This window comes from Amycolatopsis sp., from assembly GCF_025464955.1.
GTDB lineage: Bacteria > Actinomycetota > Actinomycetes > Mycobacteriales > Pseudonocardiaceae > Amycolatopsis.
The window spans coordinates 167,503-189,282 of the sequence record NZ_JAODNM010000023.1 but is presented as its reverse complement, the minus strand read 5'-3'; the positions used below and the strand labels follow the sequence as shown (position 1 = coordinate 189,282).

At 68.7% G+C, this 21,780-nt stretch carries 17 protein-coding genes; 3 read left to right on the top strand and 14 right to left on the bottom strand.

From position 1 onward, the window contains the following. Positions 1-76: 76 nt before the first annotated feature. The 6 genes from JWQ81_RS03965 to JWQ81_RS03940 form a co-directional block, all read right to left on the bottom strand. Positions 77-4,420, bottom strand: coding sequence for a BTAD domain-containing putative transcriptional regulator (locus JWQ81_RS03965; protein ID WP_297537542.1), 4,344 nt, complete (start codon positions 4,418-4,420; stop codon positions 77-79). Positions 4,421-4,482: 62 nt separating this feature from the next. Then, entirely contained in the window at positions 4,483-5,418 is a 936-nt protein-coding gene (locus JWQ81_RS03960) for a 3-hydroxyacyl-CoA dehydrogenase (RefSeq protein WP_297537541.1), read from the bottom strand. Continuing rightward, a complete protein-coding gene (gene gcvPB, locus JWQ81_RS03955; RefSeq protein ID WP_297537540.1) occupies positions 5,415-6,938 on the bottom strand; it encodes an aminomethyl-transferring glycine dehydrogenase subunit GcvPB in 1,524 nt (507 codons plus the stop codon). The genes JWQ81_RS03960 and gcvPB overlap by 4 nt, the downstream gene beginning before the upstream one ends. Then, positions 6,935-8,329 (bottom strand): aminomethyl-transferring glycine dehydrogenase subunit GcvPA, encoded by a 1,395-nt coding sequence (gene gcvPA, locus JWQ81_RS03950; protein ID WP_297537539.1) that lies wholly within the window; start codon positions 8,327-8,329, stop codon positions 6,935-6,937. The genes gcvPB and gcvPA overlap by 4 nt, the downstream gene beginning before the upstream one ends. A gap of 18 nt (positions 8,330-8,347) precedes the next feature. Beyond that, positions 8,348-9,454: an NAD(+)/NADH kinase gene (locus tag JWQ81_RS03945; protein ID WP_297537537.1), complete on the bottom strand. Its 1,107-nt coding sequence runs from the start codon at positions 9,452-9,454 to the stop codon at positions 8,348-8,350. Then, positions 9,451-10,821, bottom strand: coding sequence for an aminotransferase (locus JWQ81_RS03940; RefSeq protein WP_297537534.1), 1,371 nt, complete (start codon positions 10,819-10,821; stop codon positions 9,451-9,453). The genes JWQ81_RS03945 and JWQ81_RS03940 overlap by 4 nt, the downstream gene beginning before the upstream one ends. Before the next feature lie 227 nt (positions 10,822-11,048). Between JWQ81_RS03940 and JWQ81_RS03935 the strand changes: the two genes are divergently transcribed. Beyond that, positions 11,049-12,485, top strand: a complete 1,437-nt coding sequence (locus JWQ81_RS03935) for an NAD-dependent succinate-semialdehyde dehydrogenase (protein WP_366942256.1) — start codon at positions 11,049-11,051, stop codon at positions 12,483-12,485. Between the two features lie 25 nt (positions 12,486-12,510). On the opposite strand, the gene JWQ81_RS03930 is transcribed toward JWQ81_RS03935, so the two are convergent. The 8 genes from JWQ81_RS03930 to JWQ81_RS03895 form a co-directional block, all read right to left on the bottom strand. Then, entirely contained in the window at positions 12,511-12,873 is a 363-nt protein-coding gene (locus JWQ81_RS03930) for a (2Fe-2S)-binding protein (protein WP_366942254.1), read from the bottom strand. Beyond that, positions 12,870-13,811, bottom strand: coding sequence for a dihydrodipicolinate synthase family protein (locus JWQ81_RS03925; RefSeq protein WP_297537530.1), 942 nt, complete (start codon positions 13,809-13,811; stop codon positions 12,870-12,872). Before JWQ81_RS03925 ends, JWQ81_RS03930 begins: the two co-directional genes overlap by 4 nt. Continuing rightward, positions 13,808-15,055 (bottom strand): FAD-dependent oxidoreductase, encoded by a 1,248-nt coding sequence (locus JWQ81_RS03920; protein ID WP_297537528.1) that lies wholly within the window; start codon positions 15,053-15,055, stop codon positions 13,808-13,810. Before JWQ81_RS03920 ends, JWQ81_RS03925 begins: the two co-directional genes overlap by 4 nt. Next, on the bottom strand, positions 15,052-16,545 hold the full coding sequence (locus tag JWQ81_RS03915) for an NAD(P)/FAD-dependent oxidoreductase (RefSeq protein ID WP_297537526.1): 1,494 nt from the start codon (positions 16,543-16,545) through the stop codon (positions 15,052-15,054). The genes JWQ81_RS03920 and JWQ81_RS03915 overlap by 4 nt, the downstream gene beginning before the upstream one ends. Next, positions 16,546-17,418: an ABC transporter substrate-binding protein gene (locus tag JWQ81_RS03910; protein ID WP_297537524.1), complete on the bottom strand. Its 873-nt coding sequence runs from the start codon at positions 17,416-17,418 to the stop codon at positions 16,546-16,548. Between the two features lie 61 nt (positions 17,419-17,479). Beyond that, positions 17,480-18,220: an amino acid ABC transporter permease gene (locus tag JWQ81_RS03905; RefSeq protein ID WP_297537523.1), complete on the bottom strand. Its 741-nt coding sequence runs from the start codon at positions 18,218-18,220 to the stop codon at positions 17,480-17,482. Further along, entirely contained in the window at positions 18,217-19,011 is a 795-nt protein-coding gene (locus JWQ81_RS03900; RefSeq protein WP_297537521.1) for an amino acid ABC transporter ATP-binding protein, read from the bottom strand. Before JWQ81_RS03900 ends, JWQ81_RS03905 begins: the two co-directional genes overlap by 4 nt. Next, positions 19,008-19,964 (bottom strand): VOC family protein, encoded by a 957-nt coding sequence (locus tag JWQ81_RS03895; RefSeq protein WP_297537519.1) that lies wholly within the window; start codon positions 19,962-19,964, stop codon positions 19,008-19,010. The genes JWQ81_RS03900 and JWQ81_RS03895 overlap by 4 nt, the downstream gene beginning before the upstream one ends. Before the next feature lie 172 nt (positions 19,965-20,136). On the opposite strand from JWQ81_RS03895, the gene JWQ81_RS03890 reads away from it, so the two are divergent. Beyond that, positions 20,137-21,018 (top strand): TIGR03619 family F420-dependent LLM class oxidoreductase, encoded by an 882-nt coding sequence (locus JWQ81_RS03890; protein WP_366942253.1) that lies wholly within the window; start codon positions 20,137-20,139, stop codon positions 21,016-21,018. Further along, a complete protein-coding gene (locus tag JWQ81_RS03885; protein ID WP_297537509.1) occupies positions 21,015-21,773 on the top strand; it encodes an SDR family NAD(P)-dependent oxidoreductase in 759 nt (252 codons plus the stop codon). The genes JWQ81_RS03890 and JWQ81_RS03885 overlap by 4 nt, the downstream gene beginning before the upstream one ends. Positions 21,774-21,780: the final 7 nt, after the last annotated feature.

The following is a 21,780-nucleotide window of genomic DNA, read 5'->3' as shown; positions in this document are numbered from 1 at the left end:
TCACCGAACACGAAATGCTCAGCCGACCCGAATCTCTAGATCATCCGTTGAGCCACGTTGGTGGACACCTGCGCTGTCAGCGCGTGGCACAAGGGTCGACCAAGGAGCCGTCACTGACGTAGTTGTCCCATTCCGCCGCGCCGATCGGGGTCCCCCTGGTCGCGCAGATCTGCTTGGCGACCGTCTCGGGGTCGTTCTGCCAGACGACGTTCGGCGCGTTCGCGACACCAGCCGCGATGCTGTCACCACGTGGGTTGAAGGCCACCGACGTCACGTTGTCGGTCGGACCGGAGAAAGTCGCGGTCAACGCGGGTTTACGTGGATCGCTGATGTCCCAAGTGGACACAGTGCGATCCCAGCCGGCGCTCGCGAGGTGTTTCCCGTCCGAGCTCAACGCCACCGAGGTGACGGTGTTCGTGTGGTCGGTCAAAGAACTGAGCAGCGCGGGCGTTCCGGTGACGTCCCACAACTCCACAGCGTGGTCGTCGCCGGCGGTCGCGAGCGTGTGCCCGTCTCGTGCCAGCGCGATGCCCCGGATCGGGGCGGCCTGGCTGGCGGACAGCTTCGCCTTGGGCACCACGTGCAGCGGATCCGACACGTCCCACAGCCTGGCCGTACCGTCGTAGCTGCCGCTGGCCAGCGTCTTCCCGTCGCCGCTGAACACCACGGAACTCACCACGTCGGTGTGCTCGGCGAGTGGCTGGCCGAGCTGCGTCACGTGCCGGGGGTCCGCTATATCCCACAGCCGGATCATGTGGTCGTCGCCGGCGCTGGCAAGCGTGCGGCCGCCGGGGCCGAACGCCACGGATTCCAGTTGTCCCGTCGAGGCGTCGATGGTGGAGAGGGCGACGGCGTGACGTGGATCGGAGACGTCCCACAGCCGGACGGTGTGGTCGTAGCCGGCATCGGCCAGCAGCTTGCCGTCCGGGCTGAAGGTGACCGAGGTGACCGCGTTGGTGTGCGGGGGCAACGTGGCCAGTTCCGCCGGGCGCCGCGGATCGGCCATGTCCCACAGGTGCACCGTGCCGTCGTAGTGTCCGCTCGCGAGCACGCTGCCGGACGGGTTGAACGCCACGCTCCAGCCGGACATCGCATGCCCGTTCACCTCGGCGGCCCGCACGTCCCACACGGTCACCGCAAAGTTCGCCCCGCCGGTGGCGACCTCGGATCCGTCGGGGCTGAAGGCCACCGCGCGAATGGTCGCGGGCGCGGCGAAGGTGGCGACCTGGAGCCGCGCGTCGACATCCCACAGCAGGGTGTTGTGATCGTCTCCCCCGGCGGCGATGGTGTGCCCGTCAGGGCTGAACGCCACTGCCTCCAGGAAGCTGGTGGCGCCGGCCAACGTCGTGACCGGCGCGTGGCTCGTGGTGTCCCACAACCGAACGGTCTCGTCGTAACTGGCGCTCGCGAGCAAATGACCGACCGGGCTGAACGCCACCGCCGTCACCGCCCGGGTGTGCCCGGTGAGCACCCCGGCAGGAGTCCCGTCGGTGGCGTTCCAAAGGCGGACGGTGTTGTCGTAGCTGCCACTCGCGATCAGCTTGCCGTCCGGGCTGAACGCCACCGAGGTGACAGCTTGCTCATGGCCCGCGAGCACGATGGGCGAGCTCAGCTGGTGGGAGTCGACGTGCCACAGCCGGACGGTCTTGTCTGCACCGGCACTGGCCAGCAGCCGTCCGTCCGGGCTGAACGCCACCGCCACCACGCTGTCGGTGTGCCCACGCCCAGTGGCCAGCTGGGTCGGGTGCCGTGGATCGTGCACGTCCCACAGCAGCACGGTGCCGTCGGTGATACCGGCCGCCATCAGCCGGCCGTCCTTGCTCAGCGCCACCCCGAACGCGGCGCCCGCAGTGGGCACGGTGGCCAACTCGGAGTGCGTCTTGCCATCCCACAGCCGGACGGTCTTGTCCTTGCCGGCGCTCGCAAGGAGCGTTCCGTCGCCGTCGAACGCCACCGCGGCCACGCCGCCGGTGTGCCCAAGCAGCCTGGTCGCCGCCGGCACGCCGGAGGTCGTGAGCAGGCTGCCGCGGGCCTGCGTGGTCGGCGAGAGTCGATACGCGGCAAGGCTGAGCTGCGCCGCCAGCGCCGGATCGGCGGCGAGGATCGAGTCCGCCCGTAACGCGACCTGGCGTGAGGTGGCGTCGGCCCGTTCTCGCAACGCCGTGCTCCGCTCGACCAGCGCCACCACCGTCGACGTGACGGCGACCAGCAGCAGCACGGTCAATCCGGCGACGAGTTGGCGCAGCCGTTTGGTGCGGCGCACGGTGGTCTGTCGTTCGCGGTCCTCCCGCGCCACGCTCGCCGTCAGCAGTTCGCGCTCGACCGGGGCCATCGTGCGATCGTCCGGCAGGGCATCGGCCCAGTTCTTCGCAATGGCCAGTCGCGTGCCCCGGTACAGCGCGGACTCGTCCTTGCCGTCCTGCTGCCATGCCCGCGCGTCCTGGGTCAACTGCTGGTGCAGCCGCAGTCCCTCACTGTCGTCCGCGATCCACTGGCGCAGCCTCGGCCATGAGCGCAGCAACGCCTCATGACTGATCTCGGCGGTGTTCTCGTCCAGCACGACCAGCCGGGCGCGAGCCAGCGCATCCAGCACCGCGACGGCGGTCTCGGGGTCGCCGGCTCCGTCGATCAGGCCGATCCGGTCCACACGCCTGCGGGTGACCTCCACACCCTCGCCGACGTGGACCATGCGCAGCAACATCCGGCGCACCATTTCGCGGCCGAACGGGTCGAAGCGGGCGTAGGTCGTGTCGGCGGTGGTAGCAATGGCCTTGTGGACACCGCCGACTTCGGCGTACGCCCGCAGAGTCAGCTGATTGCCCTCACGGTCCTGCCAAATCGCCAGCAGGGCATGTGCCAACAGCGGAAGCGGGCCGCCGGTGTCCTCTTCGGCGCCCAGGTCGCGCAGCAACAGCTCGGCCAAGCCGGGTTCCAGTTCGAGTCCGGCCAACTCCGCCGGCCGTTCGATGGCCTCTCGCAGCGACGCGCCGGTCATCGGGCCGACCACCAGCGCGCGTTCCAGCGAGGCCACGAGTTCGGGGTAGTGGGCACAGTGCCCGTAGAAGTCGGCGCGGAGCGCGAGGACCACCGAGACCGGTGGGACCGGCGTGTCGTCGGTCGGCGTGCTCACGGCGCTCAAGGCCCGCACGAACGCGCGGCGCTCACTTTCCTGCTCACACAACGTGAACAGCTCTTCGAACTGGTCGACCACGATGACGAGCCGCTCGTCGCGCCGGTTGTCGAGGGCTTGCGCCAGCTCGTCTGGCTGGTGCTGGAGGTGGGCGAGGATCTCCGCCTGCGGACGGCCGGTCGCCTGCGCCAACGCCGCGGCGAGTGTTTCGAGCGGCTTGTTGCCGGGCGTGATCAGCGACCACGACCATCGACGCGGCGTCGCCAGGTCCATGCCGTCGATCGCCGGTGCCAGGCCGGCGCGCAGCAGCGAGGACTTGCCCGAACCGGATGCACCGACCACGGCGATCGGGCCACCGCCCTCCTCCGGATCACCAAGCCGGTCCACCAGCGTGGTGGTCAGCTGCTCGCGGCCGAAGAAGTACTGCGCGTTGCCGACGGAAAAGGACAGCAGCCCCGGGTACGGACTGCGGTCGCTCGCCGGCCGCGGCACGTGTTCGGCTGCCCGGGCGACGCGGCGCGCCGCTGGGCCGGCCAGTGCCGGATCGTTGATCAGGATCCGCTGGTAGACCTCTTGTACCTCGGTCCCGGGGTCGACGCCCAGTTCGTCGGCCAGCATCCGGCGGAGTTGCTCGTGTTGCTCCAGTGCGGCGGCCTGGCGTCCGCCGCGGTACAGCGCGACCATGTGCAGTGCGCGCAACCGTTCCCGCAGCGGGTTTTCCACCACGTCCGCCGCGAGGTCGACGACAGTGAATTCCACGCCGAGCCTGAGCAGCGCCTCAGCCCTGTCCTCGATGGCCGACAGCCGCAGCTCCCGCAGGTGCGCTCGCTCGTTCTCGGCGAACGGACCCGGTACTCCCGCGAGGGGTTCGCCCTGCCACAAACCGAGGCCCTCGTCCCAGCGACCAATCGCTCCGTCGACATCACCGGCGGCCAACAACTCGGTCGCCTGACGGAACGCGTTCTCGAACCGCCAGCTGTCGATGTTCGCCGGTTCCAACCGCAGCCGGTAGCCGGATCCGACGCTGAGTAGCGCCGATTCCTTCGCGGCTACCTTGTGGCCTCCGGCCAATGCCTGCCGCAGCTGGGAGACGTAGGTGTGGATACTGCCGCGAACGCTGTTCGGCGCCTGTTCTCCCCAGATACCGTCGATCAGCTCGGTCCGCGAGACCACTTGGTTACGTCGAATCGACACCTGCGCGAACAGCGCCCGCTGCCGGGGCGGCCCCAGCTCCAGCGCACGTCCGTTGATCGTCGCGTGCGGTGCACCCAGAAGATCAACGAGCAGCATCGCGCGAGTATAACCACGCAACCAGTAGAATTGCATCCCTTACCAGCCAACAGAAACCGGCCCTACGCACCGGGGTCGGCTTGCCTGGCCCGTTCAAGCGTCATCAGCGCGAGATCCCGCTGTTGGACCTGGTCCGCCCACTTCTCCGCGGGCAGGTACTCGTGCACCGCCGCGGCGACCCGCGCGACCAGGTCGGGGGTCCACGGATCGTGCTGTCCTCGTTCCGCGCCCATCCGGGCATACGCCGGGCCCATCACCTGGGCATGGCGCTCGATGCCGCCGCGGGTGTTGAGCTGCGCGGTCGCGAACGGCCCGAGGACCGCCCAGCGGCGCCCGAGGCCGGCGCTGACCACCAGGTCGATGTCGGCCGGGGACGCGACGCCGTCGCGCACCAGGCAGTAGGCCTCGCGCAGTAGCGCGCCTTGCAGCCGGTTGAAGATGAATCCTTCGTTCTCCTTGCCCACCAGGACCGGGGCCATTCCCGCCGAGGACAACAGTTCGCGCGCCCGCTCGACCGTGCTGGGCGCGGTGAACGGCGCCGGGGCGAGTTCGGCGATCGGCAGTAGGTAGGGCGGGTTTCCCGGGTGCACGACGAGGCAGCGCGCTCGTCCGGGCAGGCCGGCCGCGAACCGCGAACAGGGGATCATCGAGGTCGAGCTGGCCAGGATCGCTTCGGGCCCGGCCATCCGGTCCAGTTCCGCGAACAGCTCCCGCTTGACCTCGATCGACTCGATCACGCATTCCTGGACGTATCCGGCGGAAGCGAGCACGTCCGCCAAGTTCGCCGCCACGCTCACCCTCGCGAGGATCGCGGGGACGTCATCGCCTGCCAGCCCGAACCGGTCGAGTTCGCGCAGGCGGTTTTCGATTTCACCGAGGGCTGCCGAAGCGCGACCGGCGTCAGCGTCGTACAGGGCGACGGGGTGACCGGCGCGGGCGAACACGATCGCCCACGCCACGCCGATACTTCCCGCGCCGACGATCGCTACCCGTGTCATGAGTTCTTCCGCTGATATGCCCGCCAGGTCGTGGCCCATCGGGCCGGATCGTCCAAAGAGGACCCATCGAGCTGGGCAACAACCTGGTTGTGCGGGGCGGACTTGACCATCGCCGGGTCGCTTCGCCCCTCCTCCAGCACGTGTTCGAGCACGTCGATCCAGTAGTCGATGTCCTCGATCGACCAGGCTTCACCGGCTTCCGGAGTGAACGGTTCCGGCACGATCCACGGTTCGTGGCTCAGCCAGAACGCGTCGATGCCGAAGTCGGTCATCCGATTCTGGACGTCCACCGCGTTCACCCCGGTCTGCTCGGTGAATTCGGCGAGGCTGAACCGGGTCATTTCCAGCCTCCGCAGCGGGAGGTGGTCGAACGACTTCGTGACACCGGGGATGGCGAGCAGGCGCGACTCCATGTAGTTGTTGGCCAGCACCGAGATGTCGGCTGCCTCCCGGATGCCGTCGGCACCCATCGCGAGCAGCCAGGAATAGCCCTTCACCACCTGTGGCAGGTTCCCGAGGAACTCGCGCACCCGACCGACGCCGGCCTCGTTCTCCTTGCGCGCGTAGCCCGACCCGGTGTCGACCACCAGCGGCCCCGGCAGGAAGGGTTCGAGCTCGGCGGAGCAGCCATAGGCGCCGACTGCCGGGCCGCCTCCGCCCTTCGGCACCCCGAAAGTCTTGTGCAGCATGAACATGCACGCGTCGAAACCCAGCTCCGCGGCCCGGATGCGGCCCATCACCCCGTTGAAGTTGGCGTGGTCGTAGAAGCACAGGCCACCGGCCTCGTGCACGATGTCGACCCACTCCTTGATATGCGGGTTGTAGATCCCCATGTCGTCCGGATTGTTGATCATCAGTGACGCGGTGCGCTCGCTGACGGCGGCCCGCAGAGCGTCGACCGAGGCATAGCCGTCTCGCTCGACGGGCAGGGTGATCACGGTGAATCCGGCCGCGGCCGCGGTGGCCGGGTTGCACGGATGGGCCTGCGCGGTGGTGATGATTTCGCGCCGCTGTGCCAGTTCGCCTCGCGATTGGTGGTAGGCGCGGGTGACGCACGCGTGGATGTAGGCGGCCGCGGCGCCGCCTCCCGCCTGAAAGACGAACCGGCCCATTCCGGACAGTTCGCGAAGCATCAGATCGAATTCGTGGACGATCTCCAGCAGCCCCTGGACCGTGCTGTCGTCCTGGTGGGGGTGGATCTCGGCGATCTGGTCGCGGGCCGCGAGCAGTTCGTTGACCCGCGGGTTGTACTTCATCGTGCAGGTGCCGAAGAGACTGATCCCGAGCATCCCCATGGTCTGCTGCGACAGATGCAGATAGTGCCGCAGCACGTCCGGTTCGGCCGCTTCCGGTAGCGCCGGCGGAATGCGGCGGCGCATGGCGGCGGGGACGAGATCGTCGATGCCCGAGCCTTCGATGGGGGCGGGCGGGACGGTGCCACGGCGGCCGGGCGCACCCTGCTCCATGATCAGTGGTTCGTCCCAGACCGCGGCGTGGTAGCGACGCAACTTGCCAGTCATGCCGTTACCGCCTCGGTGAGCGCGCCGGCCAGCGCGGTGATGTCCTCTTCGGTGTGTACTTCGGTGACGCAGTAGAGTGCCGACTGGCCGAGCTCGGGGAAGTCGACGGACAGGTCTTTCCCGCCGAAAATGGCTCTGCCGCGGAGAAGCTCGTTGATCGCGGCGACCGTACGGCCGGTGTCGGTGAAGTCCACCACGAACTCCTTGAAGAACCCGGACGGCCAGCGCACCCGCACGCCCGGGATCTCGGCGATTCGCCGGGCCGCGTAGGCACTGTTCCGCACGATCGACTCACCGATGTCCGCAAACCCCTGTGGGCCCATCAATGCCATGTAGACGGCGTTGACCACGGCCCAGAGGTAGACCGAGTTGCCGGTCCAGTCGTTGCCGTCTTCCCTTGAGCCGTAGGAACTCTGGTGGAACAAGGTCATGCCGAACGCGCGTTCGCCGGGCACCGTAGTGCCGGCCAGGCTGACCTGCAGCGTCGGGTACTCGCGGGCGTAGCGCTCCTCGTCGCGGGTGGCGATGAAGCCGCCCACCCCGCCACCGGCGTTGAGGTGGATCCCCAGCGGCTGGGTCGTGCCGACCACGATGTCGGCACCGTATTCCGAGGGCGGCCGGAGTACCCCGAGGGAGATCGGGTCAACTCCGACCACCAGCTCGGCGCCGTGGTCGTGCGCGGCTTCCGCGACATCGGCCGCACCGGCCTCGATGACACCGAGGTAGCTCGGGTTTTCGAGGTAGACCGCGGCTGTAGCGCGACTCAGCTTCGCTTCGAGGTCCGCCCGGTCCAGCCGGCCGGTGTCCGGGTCGTGGGCCACGGTGACCACGGCGATCGGATGGTTGACCTCGCTCGGCCCGCAGTAGGTCCGGATCACCGCGAGGCGCTCGGGATCCACGGTGTCCGGTACCAGAATCTCGTGCCGGCCGGTGAGCCGGGCGGCCATCCGCAGGGCGTGCCCCGCCGCCGCACCCCAGCTGTAGACCGGCAGCCCGACGAACTCCATCCCGACCAGCTCACCGAGCTGCGACGTGAACTCGAACCACGCCTGGTTGCGCCCGTGGTCCGACGACGGGGTGCCCCAGACGGGCGTCAGGAACTCGCTGCGTGCGCCGATTTCGTCGCATACCGCGGGAACGTAGTGCTGCCAGCAGCCCGCGCCCAGGAAGTTCAGGTTCTCCGCGCAGCTCTCGTTCCGATCGAGCAGCCGCCGCAGGTGCCGGCGCAACCTCGACTCGGCGCGGATACCGGCGTCCAGCGCGATCGGCTTGGCGACGAGGTGGTCGGCGGGGATCTGTTCGAACAATTCGCTGACGTCCGAGATACCGATCGCGCGCATCATCGCGCTCTTCGTATCCGGCGTGGAGTTCGGCATGTACGGATGGGCCATGCTCGCGGTTCCCTTCTCTTAGCTGGTCGCTATTCGTAAGACGGTGCTCCGGCCGCGGGCAGTACGGACTCGGCGGTATCCGGTGATCGGAGTGCTCGCCTGCTCGTCACCGATGTCGATCCGCAGCACCGGCGGGTCGAGCGCGGCGATCTTGTCGCGAGCCGCGAGGATCTCGATGTTGGCGGCGCCCACCGCGTCCAGCACGGCGGCGCTGATCTGCTGGTTTCCCCGTCCCAGCAGGAAACCCTGGCCGCCGATGACCCCGAGTACCAGGGTCGCGGCCGGATGTCGCCGCAGCAGGAGCAGCAGTTCGGCCTCGCTCGCGTCCTCGGCCATCAGCCGGCCTCCCAGCACGGCGTCGACTCCGAGCGGCGCGGCGGGCAGCCCGAGCGCGGCGTTGACGTGGGCGACCGTGGTGCCCGGGCCGAGCAGGTACAGCCGATCGTCTCGCATCTCACCCGCCACCGCACGGCCCAGCGCGACGAGCTCCCCGTCGTCGGCGCGGACGGTCACGGATTTGGCGCGCTGCAAGGAACCGCTGATGTTGGGGACTTTGGCGATGCCGAACATCAGAGGCGAGCTACCCTCGGTGAGGTCGACGACCTCGGCGTCGGCGACACCGATCCGGGCGGGATCCGCCGCGAACCGGGCGGCGGTTTCTCCGGCTGTCTCCGGGCCGGTGGCGAACACCCCCGAATGCATTTTCACGCCGGATGGCACGCCCAGCACGGGCACGCCGGTGCCCGTCACCTCGACGACGTCCCGGGCGGTGCCGTCTCCGCCGACGAACAGCACGAGGGTGACACCGGACTTGACCATCGCCCGCACCGCGGCTCGGGTGTCGGCCGCTGTGGTGGGTCCGGAACCTGTGCGGGGCAGCGTTTCCACGGTCCAGCCGGCCCCGGTCAGGTGGTCGGCGCCCAGCTGTCCATCGCCAGTGATGATCGGCAGCGACGGAGCCAGCATGTGGAGTGTGTTCAAGGCGCGGCGGGCACGGTGCGGCGCGACGGCACCCGCCCCGCGAGCGACCGCCGCCGACAACGCCGCGCCGTCGGTGCCATGCAACCCGACCCGGCCGCCCATCCCGGCGATCGGGTTGACCACGACACCGACGCGAGCGGTCACGGCAGAAGCCTCAGCCGGGCCACCACGTCGTCGAGTGCCTGCCGGGTCACCGACACCATTTCGTCGAGTTCCGCCTCGGTGACTACGAACGGCGGCGAGAACGAGATCGTGTCGGCGGCGGGCAGAGCGCGGGTGATCACCCCGAGCTCGCGGCTGCGCTGGACGATCGCGGCCGACACCTTCAGTGCGGGGTCGAAGGAGACCAGCGGGTCGGTCGAGCGCACGAACTCGACCGCGCCCAGCAGTCCGTAACCACGCACCTCGCCTACCAGCGGGTGGCCGCCGAACTCGGCACGCAGGCGTTCCGCCAAGTGGTCGCCGCGGGCTTTCGCCTGCGCCACCAGGCCGTCGCGCTCGATGATGTCGAGGTTGGTCATCGCCGCCGCCGCGGCGAGCGGATGGGCCGAATAGGTGTAACCGTGGCTGAACACGCCGTACCGCTCGGAGCCACCTGCGATCACGTCCCACACCTGCTCGGACACGAGGCAGGCCGAGAGGGGCAGGTACGCCGACGTGATGCCCTTGGCGACGGTGATCAGATCGGGCCGCATGCCGAACACCGGCGAGCCGAAGTTCTCACCGGTGCGGCCGAATCCACAGACCACTTCGTCGGCGATGAGCAGGATGTCGTGGCGGCGCAGCACTTCCTGGATCGCCGGGAAATAGGACGCCGGCGGGACGATCACGCCACCCGCCGCCTGGACCGGTTCGGCGATGAACGCGGCGATGGTCTCCGGCCCCTCGGCGAGGATCAGCCGCTCGAGGTCCTCGGCCAGGCCGCGGACGAACTCCTCCTCGCTCTCCCCGGGCTGCTGCTCCCACAGCCGGTGCGGGGCGCGGGTGAAGTGCACCATCGGCAGTGGCAGGTCGAAGCCGGCGTGCATACCCGGCAGGCCACAGAGGCTGCCGGACATCACCGTCACGCCGTGGTAGCCGCGATCCCGGGAGATGATCTTCTTCTTTTCGGGGCGGCCCAGCACGTTGTTGTAGTACCAGACCAGCTTCACCTGGGTGTCGTTCGCGTCGGAACCGCTGTTGCCGAAAAACACCTTCGACATCGTGCCCGGGGCCATCTCCACCAGCCGTTGCGCCAGATGCGCGACCGGCTCGTTCCCCATCGAGGCGAACGTGTGGTAGTAGGAGAGCTGCTCTGACTGCGCACGCAACGCCTCGGCCATTTCGGTGTTGCCGTAGCCGATGTTGACGCACCACAGGCCGGCAAGCGCGTCGAGATAGGTCTTGCCGCGGGTGTCGATCAGCGTCGACCCGTGTCCCTTGACGATGGTGAGCGGTCCGTTCTTCTCATGCTCACGGAGGTTTGTGAAGGGGTGGAACACAAACTCTTTGTCGATGTCCTCGATGGTCATAGGCCTACGCATCCGTCGTGAGGGTTAGGGAAGGCGGTCTCGACGACCGCACGATCAATGTAGCAAGAAACGGCCGCCTGGCGTACCGTTGGGCGCACTCCGGCCACTTGAGCTCGGGAGTCACTCGAATTCCGTACGTTTAGTTCCTTTTGTGCAGAAAAATCTCGACTTTGGAGGCAGTCATCGTGGACTCGAGGTTCGACCGTTCCCTGTTGCGTGACGCTGATCTGCTCCGCGAGGACCTGTTCATCGACGGCGCCTGGACACCCGGCTCCGGCGGCGAGCGGACCGAGGTCGTCGACCCGGCCACCGGCGTGGTCATCGCGCGGATGGCGAGCGCGGCCGCGGCCGACGTCGAGCGCGCCATCACGACCGCCGACGCCGCCGCGCCCGCCTGGGGCCGCCTGCCCGCTCCGGCCCGCTCCCGCATCCTGCGCCGGTGGTACGACCTGATCGTCGAGCACGCCGACGACCTCGCCACCATCCTCACCGCGGAACAGGGCAAGCCGTTCGCCGAGGCGCGCGGCGAAATCCTGTACGGCGCCGGGTTCGTCGAGTGGTACGCCGAGGAGTGCAAGCGCACCTACGGCGACGTGATTCCGACCAACGTGGAAGGTCGGCGCCTGCTCACCCTGCGCCAGCCGGTAGGGGTGACCGCGGCGATCACCCCGTGGAACTTCCCGTCGGCGATGATCCTGCGCAAGGCGGGCCCGGCGCTGGCCGCGGGCTGCCCGATGATCATCAAGCCCGCTGAGGAGACCCCGCTGTCGGCCACCGCACTCGCGGAACTCGCGGTCAGGGCGGGCATTCCGCGTGGTGTGCTGAGCGTCGTGCCGGGTCCCCCGGTACTGGTCGGCGAAATCCTGACCAGCCACGCCGCGGTGCGTGCGCTGAGTTTCACCGGCTCCACCGAGGTCGGCAAGCTGCTGATGGCGCAGAGTGCGCGCACGGTCAAGAAGGTCGCGCTCGAACTGGGCGGCAACGCACCGCTGATCGTCTTCGATGACGCTGATCTGGACGCGGCGGTCGCCGGGGCGATGGCCTCGAAGTTCCGCAACGCGGGCCAGACCTGCGTGTGCGCCAACAGACTCCTTGTGCAGTCCGGGATCCACGACGCGTTCGTCAAGCGGCTCCAGGTCGCCATCGAGGCGCTGACCGTCGGGAACGGGTTCGAGGAAGGGTCCGAACAGGGCCCGCTGATCTCCGAGGCCGCGATCGAAAAGGTGCAGCGGCACATCGGCGACGCGGTCGAAGGCGGGGCCAGTGTGCTCAGCGGCGGGCGACGGCACTCGCTCGGGCAGACCTTCTTCGAGCCGACACTGCTCATCGGGGTGCACCGGGACATGCTGGTGGCCAACGAGGAAACGTTCGGCCCGGTCGCCGCGGTGCTCAAGTTCGAGACCGAGGACGAGGCCGTCGACGTCGCCAACGACACGCCATTCGGCCTCGCCGCCTACTTCTTCACCACCGACCTCGGTCGCATGTGGAGGGTCGGCGAAAATCTCGAGTTCGGCGTCGTCGGGGTGAATACCGGGCTCATCTCCTACGAAGGCGCGCCGTTCGGCGGGGTCAAGGAGTCGGGCGTCGGCCGCGAGGGTTCGCGGCACGGCATCGACGAGTTCACCGAGCTGAAGTACCTCTGCGTCGACGGGCTGGCCGGCTGAGCGCCGGGCCGTGCGCCGGCCGGGCTCAACCGGCCGGCGCACGGCCCGGGTCACCACCGGCCCCGCCATCCCCGGCGCCCCGGGGAAAGCCGGGCCCGTCCTGCCGGGAGACTTCCATGTCTTCGCGCACCCAGGTGACGCAGGCGCGGGTACCGGGCACCCCGTCGACGACCACCAGACAGTCGAAGCACACCCCCATCCCGCAGAACAGCCCGCGGGGTTCGCCGCCGGAGGTTGTCCGGGTCGACAGGTCACCGTCGGCCAGCAAGGCCGCCGCGACGCTCTCGCCGACGTAGGCCGTGGTGGGTGTGCCGTCGACGGTGATGGTGACCGCCGGCCCCCGTTCGAGCCCACGCGGTGCCGGGAGCCGAGGTCGCCTGACCGTCACGGCCGAGCCGCCACCGGCAGCAGGCCTTCTTCGACGAGCACCGCCCGCATGGCCGCGAGGCTCTCTTCGTCAGTGATCGGCAGCCGTGGGCGCCGGACGTGCCCGGCGGGCTGGCCGAGCATCACCATCAGCGCCTTGAGCTGGCTCTGGTACGCGCCGTACTTGCCGGCCCAGCCGCCGGGCAGCCACAGTTTCGGGAATAGCCGGTCGCTCGCTTCCGCGTGTGCGGCCGGACCGGCGAACTCTCCGCGCCAGACCGATTCCCAGAACTCCGGGTCAGGCCTTCCGAACAGGGAGCCGCCACCGACCGTGCCGTCCCCGCCCTCGGTGCGCAGCACCTCGAGGCCCCGCACACTCAGGTACGGGCCGAACACCCGCACCCGGTCGCGAACCCGGCGCGAGGTCTCGAAGAACTGGTCCGCGTCGGGGGTGCTGTCCTTGATCGCCACGATCTGGCCGATGTCGGCCAGGCGGTCGGCCAGCTCCGGTCCGACGTCGACCCCGCTGCCGTGCGGCCAGTTGTAGACCACGAGCGGGCCGTCGATCGCCGCGTTGATGTCCTCGTAGAACGCGATCACCTCGTCCGGGAACAGCTTCGCGTACGGCGGCGGTGAAGCCAGCACGCCGTCGGCGCCGGCCGCGAGGGCGTGCCGCGCGAACTCGGCGCTCTCCTTCGCGGTGTACGCGGTGCAGCCGACGAGGACGCGCATCCGCCCGGCGGCCTGCTCGATGGCGGCCTCAGCGACCTCGCGCCGCTCGTCGGCCGCCTGCGAAAACCACTCGCCGCAGGTTCCGTTGACCACGATCCCGTGCATGCCCTCGGCCACATAGTGGTCCACCAGCGCGCGCAGCGTGGTCAGATCGAGCTCGCCCGACTCGGTGAACGGGGTGACGAAGGCCGGAAAGTAGCCCTGCCAGTCGACGTCGTCGCGGTTCATGTCTGCTCCATTCGGTTCGTGGGGAAGGCGGGGCCCCGGTCCAGCGAATACCGTTGCGGGAACGGGGAAGCGGCCGACGGGGAGAGCATCTGCTCGGCGAGCTGCCGGGCGAACAACGGGCTGAAGGTGAACCCGGTCGACGACACGCAGGCGTGGAATCCGGGCACCCGGACGGATTCACCGACGACGGGCGAGAAATCGTCGGTGAACACGATCACCCCGGACCAGGTCCGCACCACCCGGACGTCGGCGAGCCCGGGCACCACCGACACGGCCACCGCGGTGTTGCCCGCCGCGCTGCGCCAGCTCGTCGGATAGCGTTTCGGCTGGGGCGCCGTCGGCGTGGGCCACCCGCCACCGATGATGAAGGTATTGTTCTCGGTCTGTTTCAGGGTGAGCCGGCGGCCGATGTGCTGGATCATCGGGGTGAACATCGGCGGGCGCGGTTCGGTGACGTTGACGTGCAGTCCCTCGCTGCGCACGGGGAGCCTGATCCCGACCATCCCCGCGAGTTCGCCGGCCCATGCTCCCGCGCAGTCGACCACGCGGTGCGCGTCGATCGGCCCGGCTCCCGTATGGACGGTGAACCGCCGGGAACCCGTGGACCGGTGCACTTCGATGGCTCGCACATCGGCGTGGGTGCGGACGACGGCCCCGTTCTCGGCCGCGCGCAACGCGTACAACGGCGCGACCACCAGTGGGTTCGCATGCCCTTCCATCGGGCAGTAGGTCGCGCCGAGAAGCCCGGGGGAAAGGTAGGGCGCCCGCGCGCCCAGTTCGTCGCCGCCGACCACTTCGGTTTCGATCCCCGCACGCTCTTCGAGCTCGTGCTTGTCGCGCAGGATCCGTAACTGCTCAGGAGTCTCGGCGACCATCCAGCCACCGGTCAGATGGACGTCGAGGGAACCGCCGAGTTCCTTGCCGAGCTCCCGCCAGACCTCGAACGCCTCGAGGCTGAGCCTGGCCTCGGCCAGCAGGCGGTCGCGGTCGGCTTCGGTGCCCTGCCCGGACAGCTGGTGGATGGCCAATTGGAGGTGGAAGCTGCCGGCGTTCGTGCCGGAAGCCTCACGGTTGAGTTCGCCGCGCTCGATCAGGGCGACCTCGGCGCCGCCCTTGGCGAGGTAGTAGGCCATTGCCGTGCCGGCGATCCCGCCGCCGACGACCACGATGTCGGTGCTCGAAGGCAGGGCCGCTCCGCTGGTCTCGGCGGACACCCAGTGCTGACGGCCGGGCGCGTCGGTCACGGTGCCGACTCCTTCTCTTCGACGAGCGGGGTTTCGACGGAAATCGTGTCGGCGGGTACGAACAGGCCGGGGCCGACGATGTCGTGATCGGCGAGCGCGCTGATCGGCACCGGCCGCACCGGCATGCGGGGGGTGGCCGGCGCGATGGCCGAGACCGCACGGCCGTGCCGGCTCGCGATCAGGGCGGCGATCTGGCGCTGGCAGTTCTTTCCCTGGCACAGGCCCATTCCGGCGCGGGTGTAGGCCTTGATCACGTTGATGTCCTCGGTGGACTCGATAGCCTCGGCCAGGTCTCGCCGGCGGACCACCTCACACCGGCAGATCACTGTGTCCTCTGTGGATAGTTCGAACACCCCGGGCCCGACGCGGTACATCCGGGTGGTCGCGGCACTGAGCGCACGCCGGCGGACGAGCCGGCGGCGTGCGGGCGCTGCCATCGTGGCCGCGGTGTCGGCGGCGAGCACACCCGCGTCCGCCGCTGCGGCGAGACCGGCGATGGTGCCCTCGTCGACGGCGACGAACGAACCTTCGACACCGGCGCCGTCGCCTGCCGCATAGACACCTTCGACGGTGGTCCGCTGCCACTCGTCGCGCCGCACCACATGGCCGCCGAGGTCCTCCTCGTAGTCGAACTCGCAGCCGGTGAGGCGCATGAGTTCGAGCGAGGGCACGAAACCGTAGCCGACGCAGAGCACGTCCACGTCCACGGTCTGCTCGGTACCGGGACGCACCCGCCAGTCCGGTCCGACGGCGGCGTGCACGACCCGTTCCACCTTCCCGTCGCCCTCCGCGCGGACGACGATCCGCCCGTACCGCAAGGGAATCCGGTGTCTCAGCAGGCCGGTGCGATACCGCACCGCGTCGCGCAGCAGGCCGGTGTTGCCCGGAGCCGCCCGGGCGAGGTTCAGGATGTCGGCTGCCTTCGGTGCCGGCCCGGCTTCCAGGGCGAGCACGATGTTCGCGCCGTAGTGGGCCAGTTGTGCCGGGAAGGCCAACGCGACCGGCCCGGCGCCCGCGAACAGGATCCGCCGCCCCGGAAGTACTCGCTGGGTTTTCGCCAGCGTCTGCAAGCCGCCGGCGGTGATCACACCGGGCAAAGTCCAGCCGGGAAACGCGACCGGCCGGTCGTGCGCGCCGGGCGCCAGGATCATCCGCGGCGCCTGGATGGTCACCGCCGGCTCTCCTTCGGTGACCAGCACGGCCCGGCTCCCCTCGACGGCCACGACACCGGTGCGCAACCGCACGTCGACGCCGGTGCCGTCGAGAGAGTCGATCAGCGTCCTGCCGTACCGGAATTGGCGATCCATCGCGGCCGCGTCCGTGACCGTGAAACCCGGACCCGGCTGCTTGTAGATCTGACCGCCGAGAGCAGGTCGCTCGTCTGCGAGCACGACCTTCAGCCCTGCCCGGGCGGCGGCCCGGGCAGCTGAGATGCCTGCCGGACCACCGCCCACCACAAGCACGTCAGCGTCGGGACTGCCGCCCAGCACTCAGCATCCCGCCGGCATGGCCGGGAATTCGGTCACGCCGAAATCCTTGTTGTACAGCTGACCGAGCGAACCGTCGGTCTGGGCCTTGCATAGGAACGTGTCGAGCCGTTTCTGCAGCGCACTGCTGCCCTTCTGCACGGCCCACGACCCGTAGGACAGATCGAGAGGCTTTGGCAAGGCGGCCTTTTTCACCTGGTTCTGGTTGGCCTTCTGGTACTGGGCCAGGATGTAGTCCTCGAGCACACTGCCGCTCGCGCGACCGGTGGCCACCTCGAGCAGAGCGGAGTTCTGTTCGCTGAAGCTCTTGACCGAGGCCGACGGGAAGGTCGACTTCGCGAGCGCCTCACCGGTCGACCCCTGTAACGCCGTGATGGTCTTGCCGGCGGCGTTGTAGTTCGCGATCGTCGCGGGCGAGTTGTCGTTCTGGGCGACCGCCAGCACGCTGGTGTATGGGACGTAGGCGCGGGAAAAGTCGATGACCTGCTTACGCGCGTCGGTCGCGGTCAGGCCGACCGAGACCATGTCGAACTTCTTGCTCTGCAGACCCGGAATGAGCCCGTTGAAGTCGAGATTCTGGATGCTGAGCTTGACACCGAGTTCGGTGGCGAGCTTGGTGAGCAAGTCGACGTCGTAACCGGCGGGCTTGCCGGCGGCATCGAGGTACATCTCGGGTTTGAATTGGAGGTTCATTCCCACGGTCAGGGTCCCAGCCTGCATCAGGCCGAGGTCGTTGTTGCCTCCGGCGGCACCGGAACTGGTGCCTGAGCTGGACGTACCGCCTCTGCCACACGCCGCCAGGATCACAGCGGACACGACAGCGGCGCACGCGATGACCAGCTTTCTGGCGGGTCTCGATTTCACGCTCCTGGTCACAGGGTTTCCTCTCCTAGAACGGGCCGAAATGGACTGTGGACCGGCTGGTCCGCCGGCTCGGTCAGACGCCGACCTCCGCCATGAGCTGCTGGATACGCCGCCGTTTGCGGGATCGCAGGACCTGCGAAATCGCACCGCGCGGGGGGCTGGCGTACGCGCCCTCGACGAGTCGGAACAAGACGTCGATGACAAAGGCCGCGAGTACGTAAATAGCCGCGGCCGCGGTGTAGAGCACAAAGGGCTGGAAGCTCTGGGCAACCAGGTTCTGGGTGACCCGGACGACCTCCAGCAGGCCGATGACGGTGAACGTCGAGGTGTCCTTGAGCATCCCGATGAACATGCTGCCGAGATTCGGCAGTGCGATCTTGATGGCCTGGGGCAGGATGACCGAGAAGAAGATCCTGGTCCCCCGCATTCCCAGCGCCTGCCCCGCTTCCTTGTGCCCGGCCGGGATCGCACCAAGCGCCGATCGGAAGATTTCCGCCATGAAGGCGCTGTACAGCAGCGACAACGCGATCACACCGGCCTGGAAGACGCTGAAGTTCACGCCGAGCAGCAGCGCCACCCCGAAGTACACCCAGATGACGCTGACCAGTGCGGGCACACCACGGAACACGTTGATGTAGGCGACCGCGATCCAGGAGAGAGGCGGCTTCGACAGTCGCATGACGGCAAGCAGCAGTCCACCGACAACAGAGACGGCCAGTGCGACGACCGACACTTGAACGGCGACGAGCAGGCCGCTGAGCAGGGCGTCGTGGTTGGCCCAGATGAGACCCCAGTCGTAGTTCCCGATATTCATGAGCGCACCGCCAGGATGAACTCGCGCGCGCGGGGGCTCTCACACTTCTCGAAGAAGCCCCGTGGTCCCTTTTCGACGACCAGTCCGTCTTCCATGAACACGTTGAGGTCTCCGATCTCTTTGGCGAAGCCCAGTTCGTGGGTGACCACGACCATCGTCATGCCGGTCTCGGCGACTTCGCGCATGGTCTTGAGCACTTCGCCGACCAGTTCCGGGTCCAGCGCGGAGGTCGGCTCGTCGAAGAGCATCACTTTCGGATCCATCGCCAACGCACGGGCGATCGCGACCCGCTGCTGCTGTCCGCCGGAGAGCTGCTGCGGGTAATGCGCGGCTCGCGGCAGCAAGCCGACTCGGCGCAGCGCTTCGGCCGCTTTCCGTTGCGCGACCCGGCCTTTGAGCCCGCGAACCGAACGCAGCGGCAGCGCCACGTTGTCCAGCGCGGTGAGATGCGGGAAAAGATTGAACTGCTGAAACACCATGCCGACCGTGCGCCGCAGATCCAGCACCTTTCCCCGGCGACCGGAGGGCTCGTCAGGTAAGCCTGGGCCGTATTCCACGCCATCGACCTGGAGCGAGCCCGCGGTCGGTTGCTCGAGCATGTTGAGGCTGCGGAGCAAGGTCGACTTGCCCGAGCCGGACGGGCCGAAGATCACCACGTGCTGGCCGGTGACCACGTCGAGATCGATACCCCGCAGGATCTCGGCGTTGCCGAACGACTTGCGCAAACCGCGCAGCCGGACGATCGGGGCAGCCCTGTTGTCGTTGTTGTCCACTGTGTCGAGCGCGCTCATGCGCGGACCTCCGTGACGCAGACGTAGAGATCATCGGGATCTCGGAAATAGGCGTAGCGCCAGGTGGCACCGCCGCCGAGGTCGATCGTGGCCGGCTCGTCGACGAGTTCGATGCCATTCGCGGCGAGGTACTCCAGCGCGCTGTCGATGCAGCGCGCGCCGATGGCGAACTCGAACGTCCCGAGGTGGCCCCACTCGCCGCGCATGTCCGGCGACGGCGGGAAGTGCTGCACCGGTTCGAGCGCACCACCGAGTGGACTGGTGAGCAGCATCATGCGCTGGCGGGGCGGGGTGCGCGGGTGGAACCACGGGTGCATCGGCTCGAAGTACCCATCAGACTCGAACAGCTGTCCGGTGAAGCCGAGCCCGCGGTAGAACTCCCGGGTGCGGTCGAGGTCGGAAACCCCGAACGCGACGTGGTTGACCCCTTGCGGGCCGGGCTCCACGGGCCAGCCTGCTTCCAGCGTCGACCACTCGATCAGTTCGATCTTGGCTCCGTCCGGATCAGCCACGTACGACAGTCCACAGTGGGTTTCGTACGGTGGCAGGTCCGCTTCGTTCGGCTCCATCAGGCCGGTGCGTCCACCCGCGACCAGTTTGCGGTAGAACTCGGCCTGCTGGTTGACGTGGACACACACCTCACAGATCCCCGGCTCGCCCCACGCCTGCCCTTCAGGCACTCGCGATTGTTCTCGGTTGGTTATCTGCACCAGCTTGATCGACGACCGGCCGAGTACCGTCGGATTGGCCGTGCGCAGGAAGACCACGCGGGCCTCGGTGTCGTCTTGCCCGGTCGCAGCAGTCAGCCCCGGCAGTGGACCGGAGTAGTCGAAGGCGGCGTCGGTGAATCCCAGTTCCGCGTAGAACCGCAGCGACGCTGCCATATCCGACACGCCGACACCGATGTGGTCCAGCCCCGTCAAAGTTCCGTGTCTGCGAGTCGTATCGACCATCTTGTTCGGCCACCTCCTGGCTACCGAGTCAGGCTGATGCGTGAAGGCCGCCGGCCAGCACGAATTCGGGAATGTTTGCACACCGAGCGGATGGGCGCAATACGTACACGAATCTGCAATGCGATCAGTTGTGCGCTTGACGTGCACCCGCGCGGTCCATATGTTCGCTCGCATGCACATCGGCGTCAAGCTGCCGCACACCGGCACCGGGGTACCCGCGACCACCGTGGCGCTCCGTGCGCGGGAACTCGAACGCGCGGGCTTCGACTCACTATGGGTCAGCGACCATGTGGTGCTGCCCGAAGTCATCGCTTCGGGGTACCCGTTCAGCTCGGATGGCAAGGCGACCTGGCCGACGACGACGCCTTATCTCGAAGCGCTGGTCGTGCTGGCGGCGGCGGCCGCGGTCACCGAACGGGTACGTCTCGGCACTGCGGCGCTCGTCCTTCCCCAGCGCAACCCCATCCTCCTGGCCAAACAGGTCGCGAGCATCGACGCGATGTCGGGCGGCCGGGTCGCGCTCGGGATCGGCGCGGGCTGGCTCCGGGAGGAGTTCGAGGCGCTCGACACCCCGTTCGACACCCGTGGCGCCCGGATGGTCGAGTGGATCGAGCTGCTGCGCGACTGCTGGACAGGCCGGCCCGCGGCGTATTCCGGCGCGCACTACGAACTTCCGGCCGGGACGCTGGTCCTCCCGGAACCCGTCCACGACATCCCGCTCTATCTGGGCGGTCATTCCCCGACGGCCCTCAATCGAGCCGGCCGGCTCGGCGACGGCTGGCTCGCCCAGCAGGCTCTGCCCGCGCTGGATCCCGAGCAGCTCGCCGGCGAAACGGCCACCGTCCGCTCGGCCGCCACGGCCGGCGGGCGCGACCCGGCGCGGCTGCACGTCGTGCTCCGGCTCGTCGAGTCCGCCGGCCGAGCCGAAACCATCGCCCGCCGGCTCGGGGACCTCGCCCTCGCCGGAGTGGACGAGATCATCGTCGATGTCGGCCGCGACGGCGACGCGGAGGCCGACCATGCCGTCCTGCGTGACGCGGCGAGCAGCCGATGACCACCTCGATCCCGGCCCTGCTCACCGGTCGCCGCGTGCTCGTCACCGGTGGCGCGAACGGCATCGGCGCGGTCGTCGCGTCCCGCTTCGCCGAAATGGGCGCCCACGGCGTCGTACTCGACCTGGCAGCCGGCGGGATACCCCCGGCGGGCTGGCACGAACTGCGGGCCGACGTCCGCGCCGAAGACTCGATGCGGGAGGCGGTCGCCGAAGCGGCGCGGCTGCTGGGCGGAATCGACGCCGTCGTGGCCGCCGCCGGGGTGGTCCCGTCCTGGCAGCGACCCGCGGAAATGGATCTCGACGATTTCGACCGCGTGCTCGCCATCAACGCCCGCGGCGTGGCCAACACAATCAAGCAGACCGCGAGCGTGCTCGGCCCGCGTTCGACGATCACCGTGGTGGCCTCGCTGAACTCGTGGCGGGGCGACCCGAACATTCTTTCCTACGCCGCCAGCAAACACGCGGCGCTCGGCCTGGTCCGCTCGGCGGCGCTCGCTCTCGGCCCCGACGGGGTCCGGGTCAACGCCGTGGCGCCGGGTCCGATCGCGACGGATGCGCTGCGTTCCCGAATGGCGGCCCGGCAAACGGTCACTGGGCTGCCGGTGGACACCGCCCTCGACCAGGCGGCGCGGGCCACCGCGCTCGGCCGGATCGCCACCGCGGCCGAGGTCGCCGACACAATCGCCTTCCTCACCAGCGAACTGTCCTCCGGAATTACCGGTCAGCTGATCAACGTCGACGGCGGAATCCATTAGGAGGACT

Bases quoted from the DNA above. Each gene is read 5' to 3' on its own strand.
- JWQ81_RS03965 (WP_297537542.1), bottom strand. From the start codon at position 4,420: ATGCTGCTCGTTGATCTTCTGGGTGCACCGCACGCGACGATCAACGGA.
- JWQ81_RS03960 (WP_297537541.1), bottom strand. From the start codon at position 5,418: ATGACACGGGTAGCGATCGTCGGCGCGGGAAGTATCGGCGTGGCGTGG.
- gcvPB (WP_297537540.1), bottom strand. From the start codon at position 6,938: ATGACTGGCAAGTTGCGTCGCTACCACGCCGCGGTCTGGGACGAACCA.
- gcvPA (WP_297537539.1), bottom strand. From the start codon at position 8,329: ATGGCCCATCCGTACATGCCGAACTCCACGCCGGATACGAAGAGCGCG.
- JWQ81_RS03940 (WP_297537534.1), bottom strand. From the start codon at position 10,821: ATGACCATCGAGGACATCGACAAAGAGTTTGTGTTCCACCCCTTCACA.
- JWQ81_RS03925 (WP_297537530.1), bottom strand. From the start codon at position 13,811: ATGAACCGCGACGACGTCGACTGGCAGGGCTACTTTCCGGCCTTCGTC.
- JWQ81_RS03905 (WP_297537523.1), bottom strand. From the start codon at position 18,220: ATGAATATCGGGAACTACGACTGGGGTCTCATCTGGGCCAACCACGAC.
- JWQ81_RS03900 (WP_297537521.1), bottom strand. From the start codon at position 19,011: ATGAGCGCGCTCGACACAGTGGACAACAACGACAACAGGGCTGCCCCG.
- JWQ81_RS03895 (WP_297537519.1), bottom strand. From the start codon at position 19,964: ATGGTCGATACGACTCGCAGACACGGAACTTTGACGGGGCTGGACCAC.
- JWQ81_RS03890 (WP_366942253.1), top strand. From the start codon at position 20,137: ATGCACATCGGCGTCAAGCTGCCGCACACCGGCACCGGGGTACCCGCG.
- JWQ81_RS03885 (WP_297537509.1), top strand. From the start codon at position 21,015: ATGACCACCTCGATCCCGGCCCTGCTCACCGGTCGCCGCGTGCTCGTC.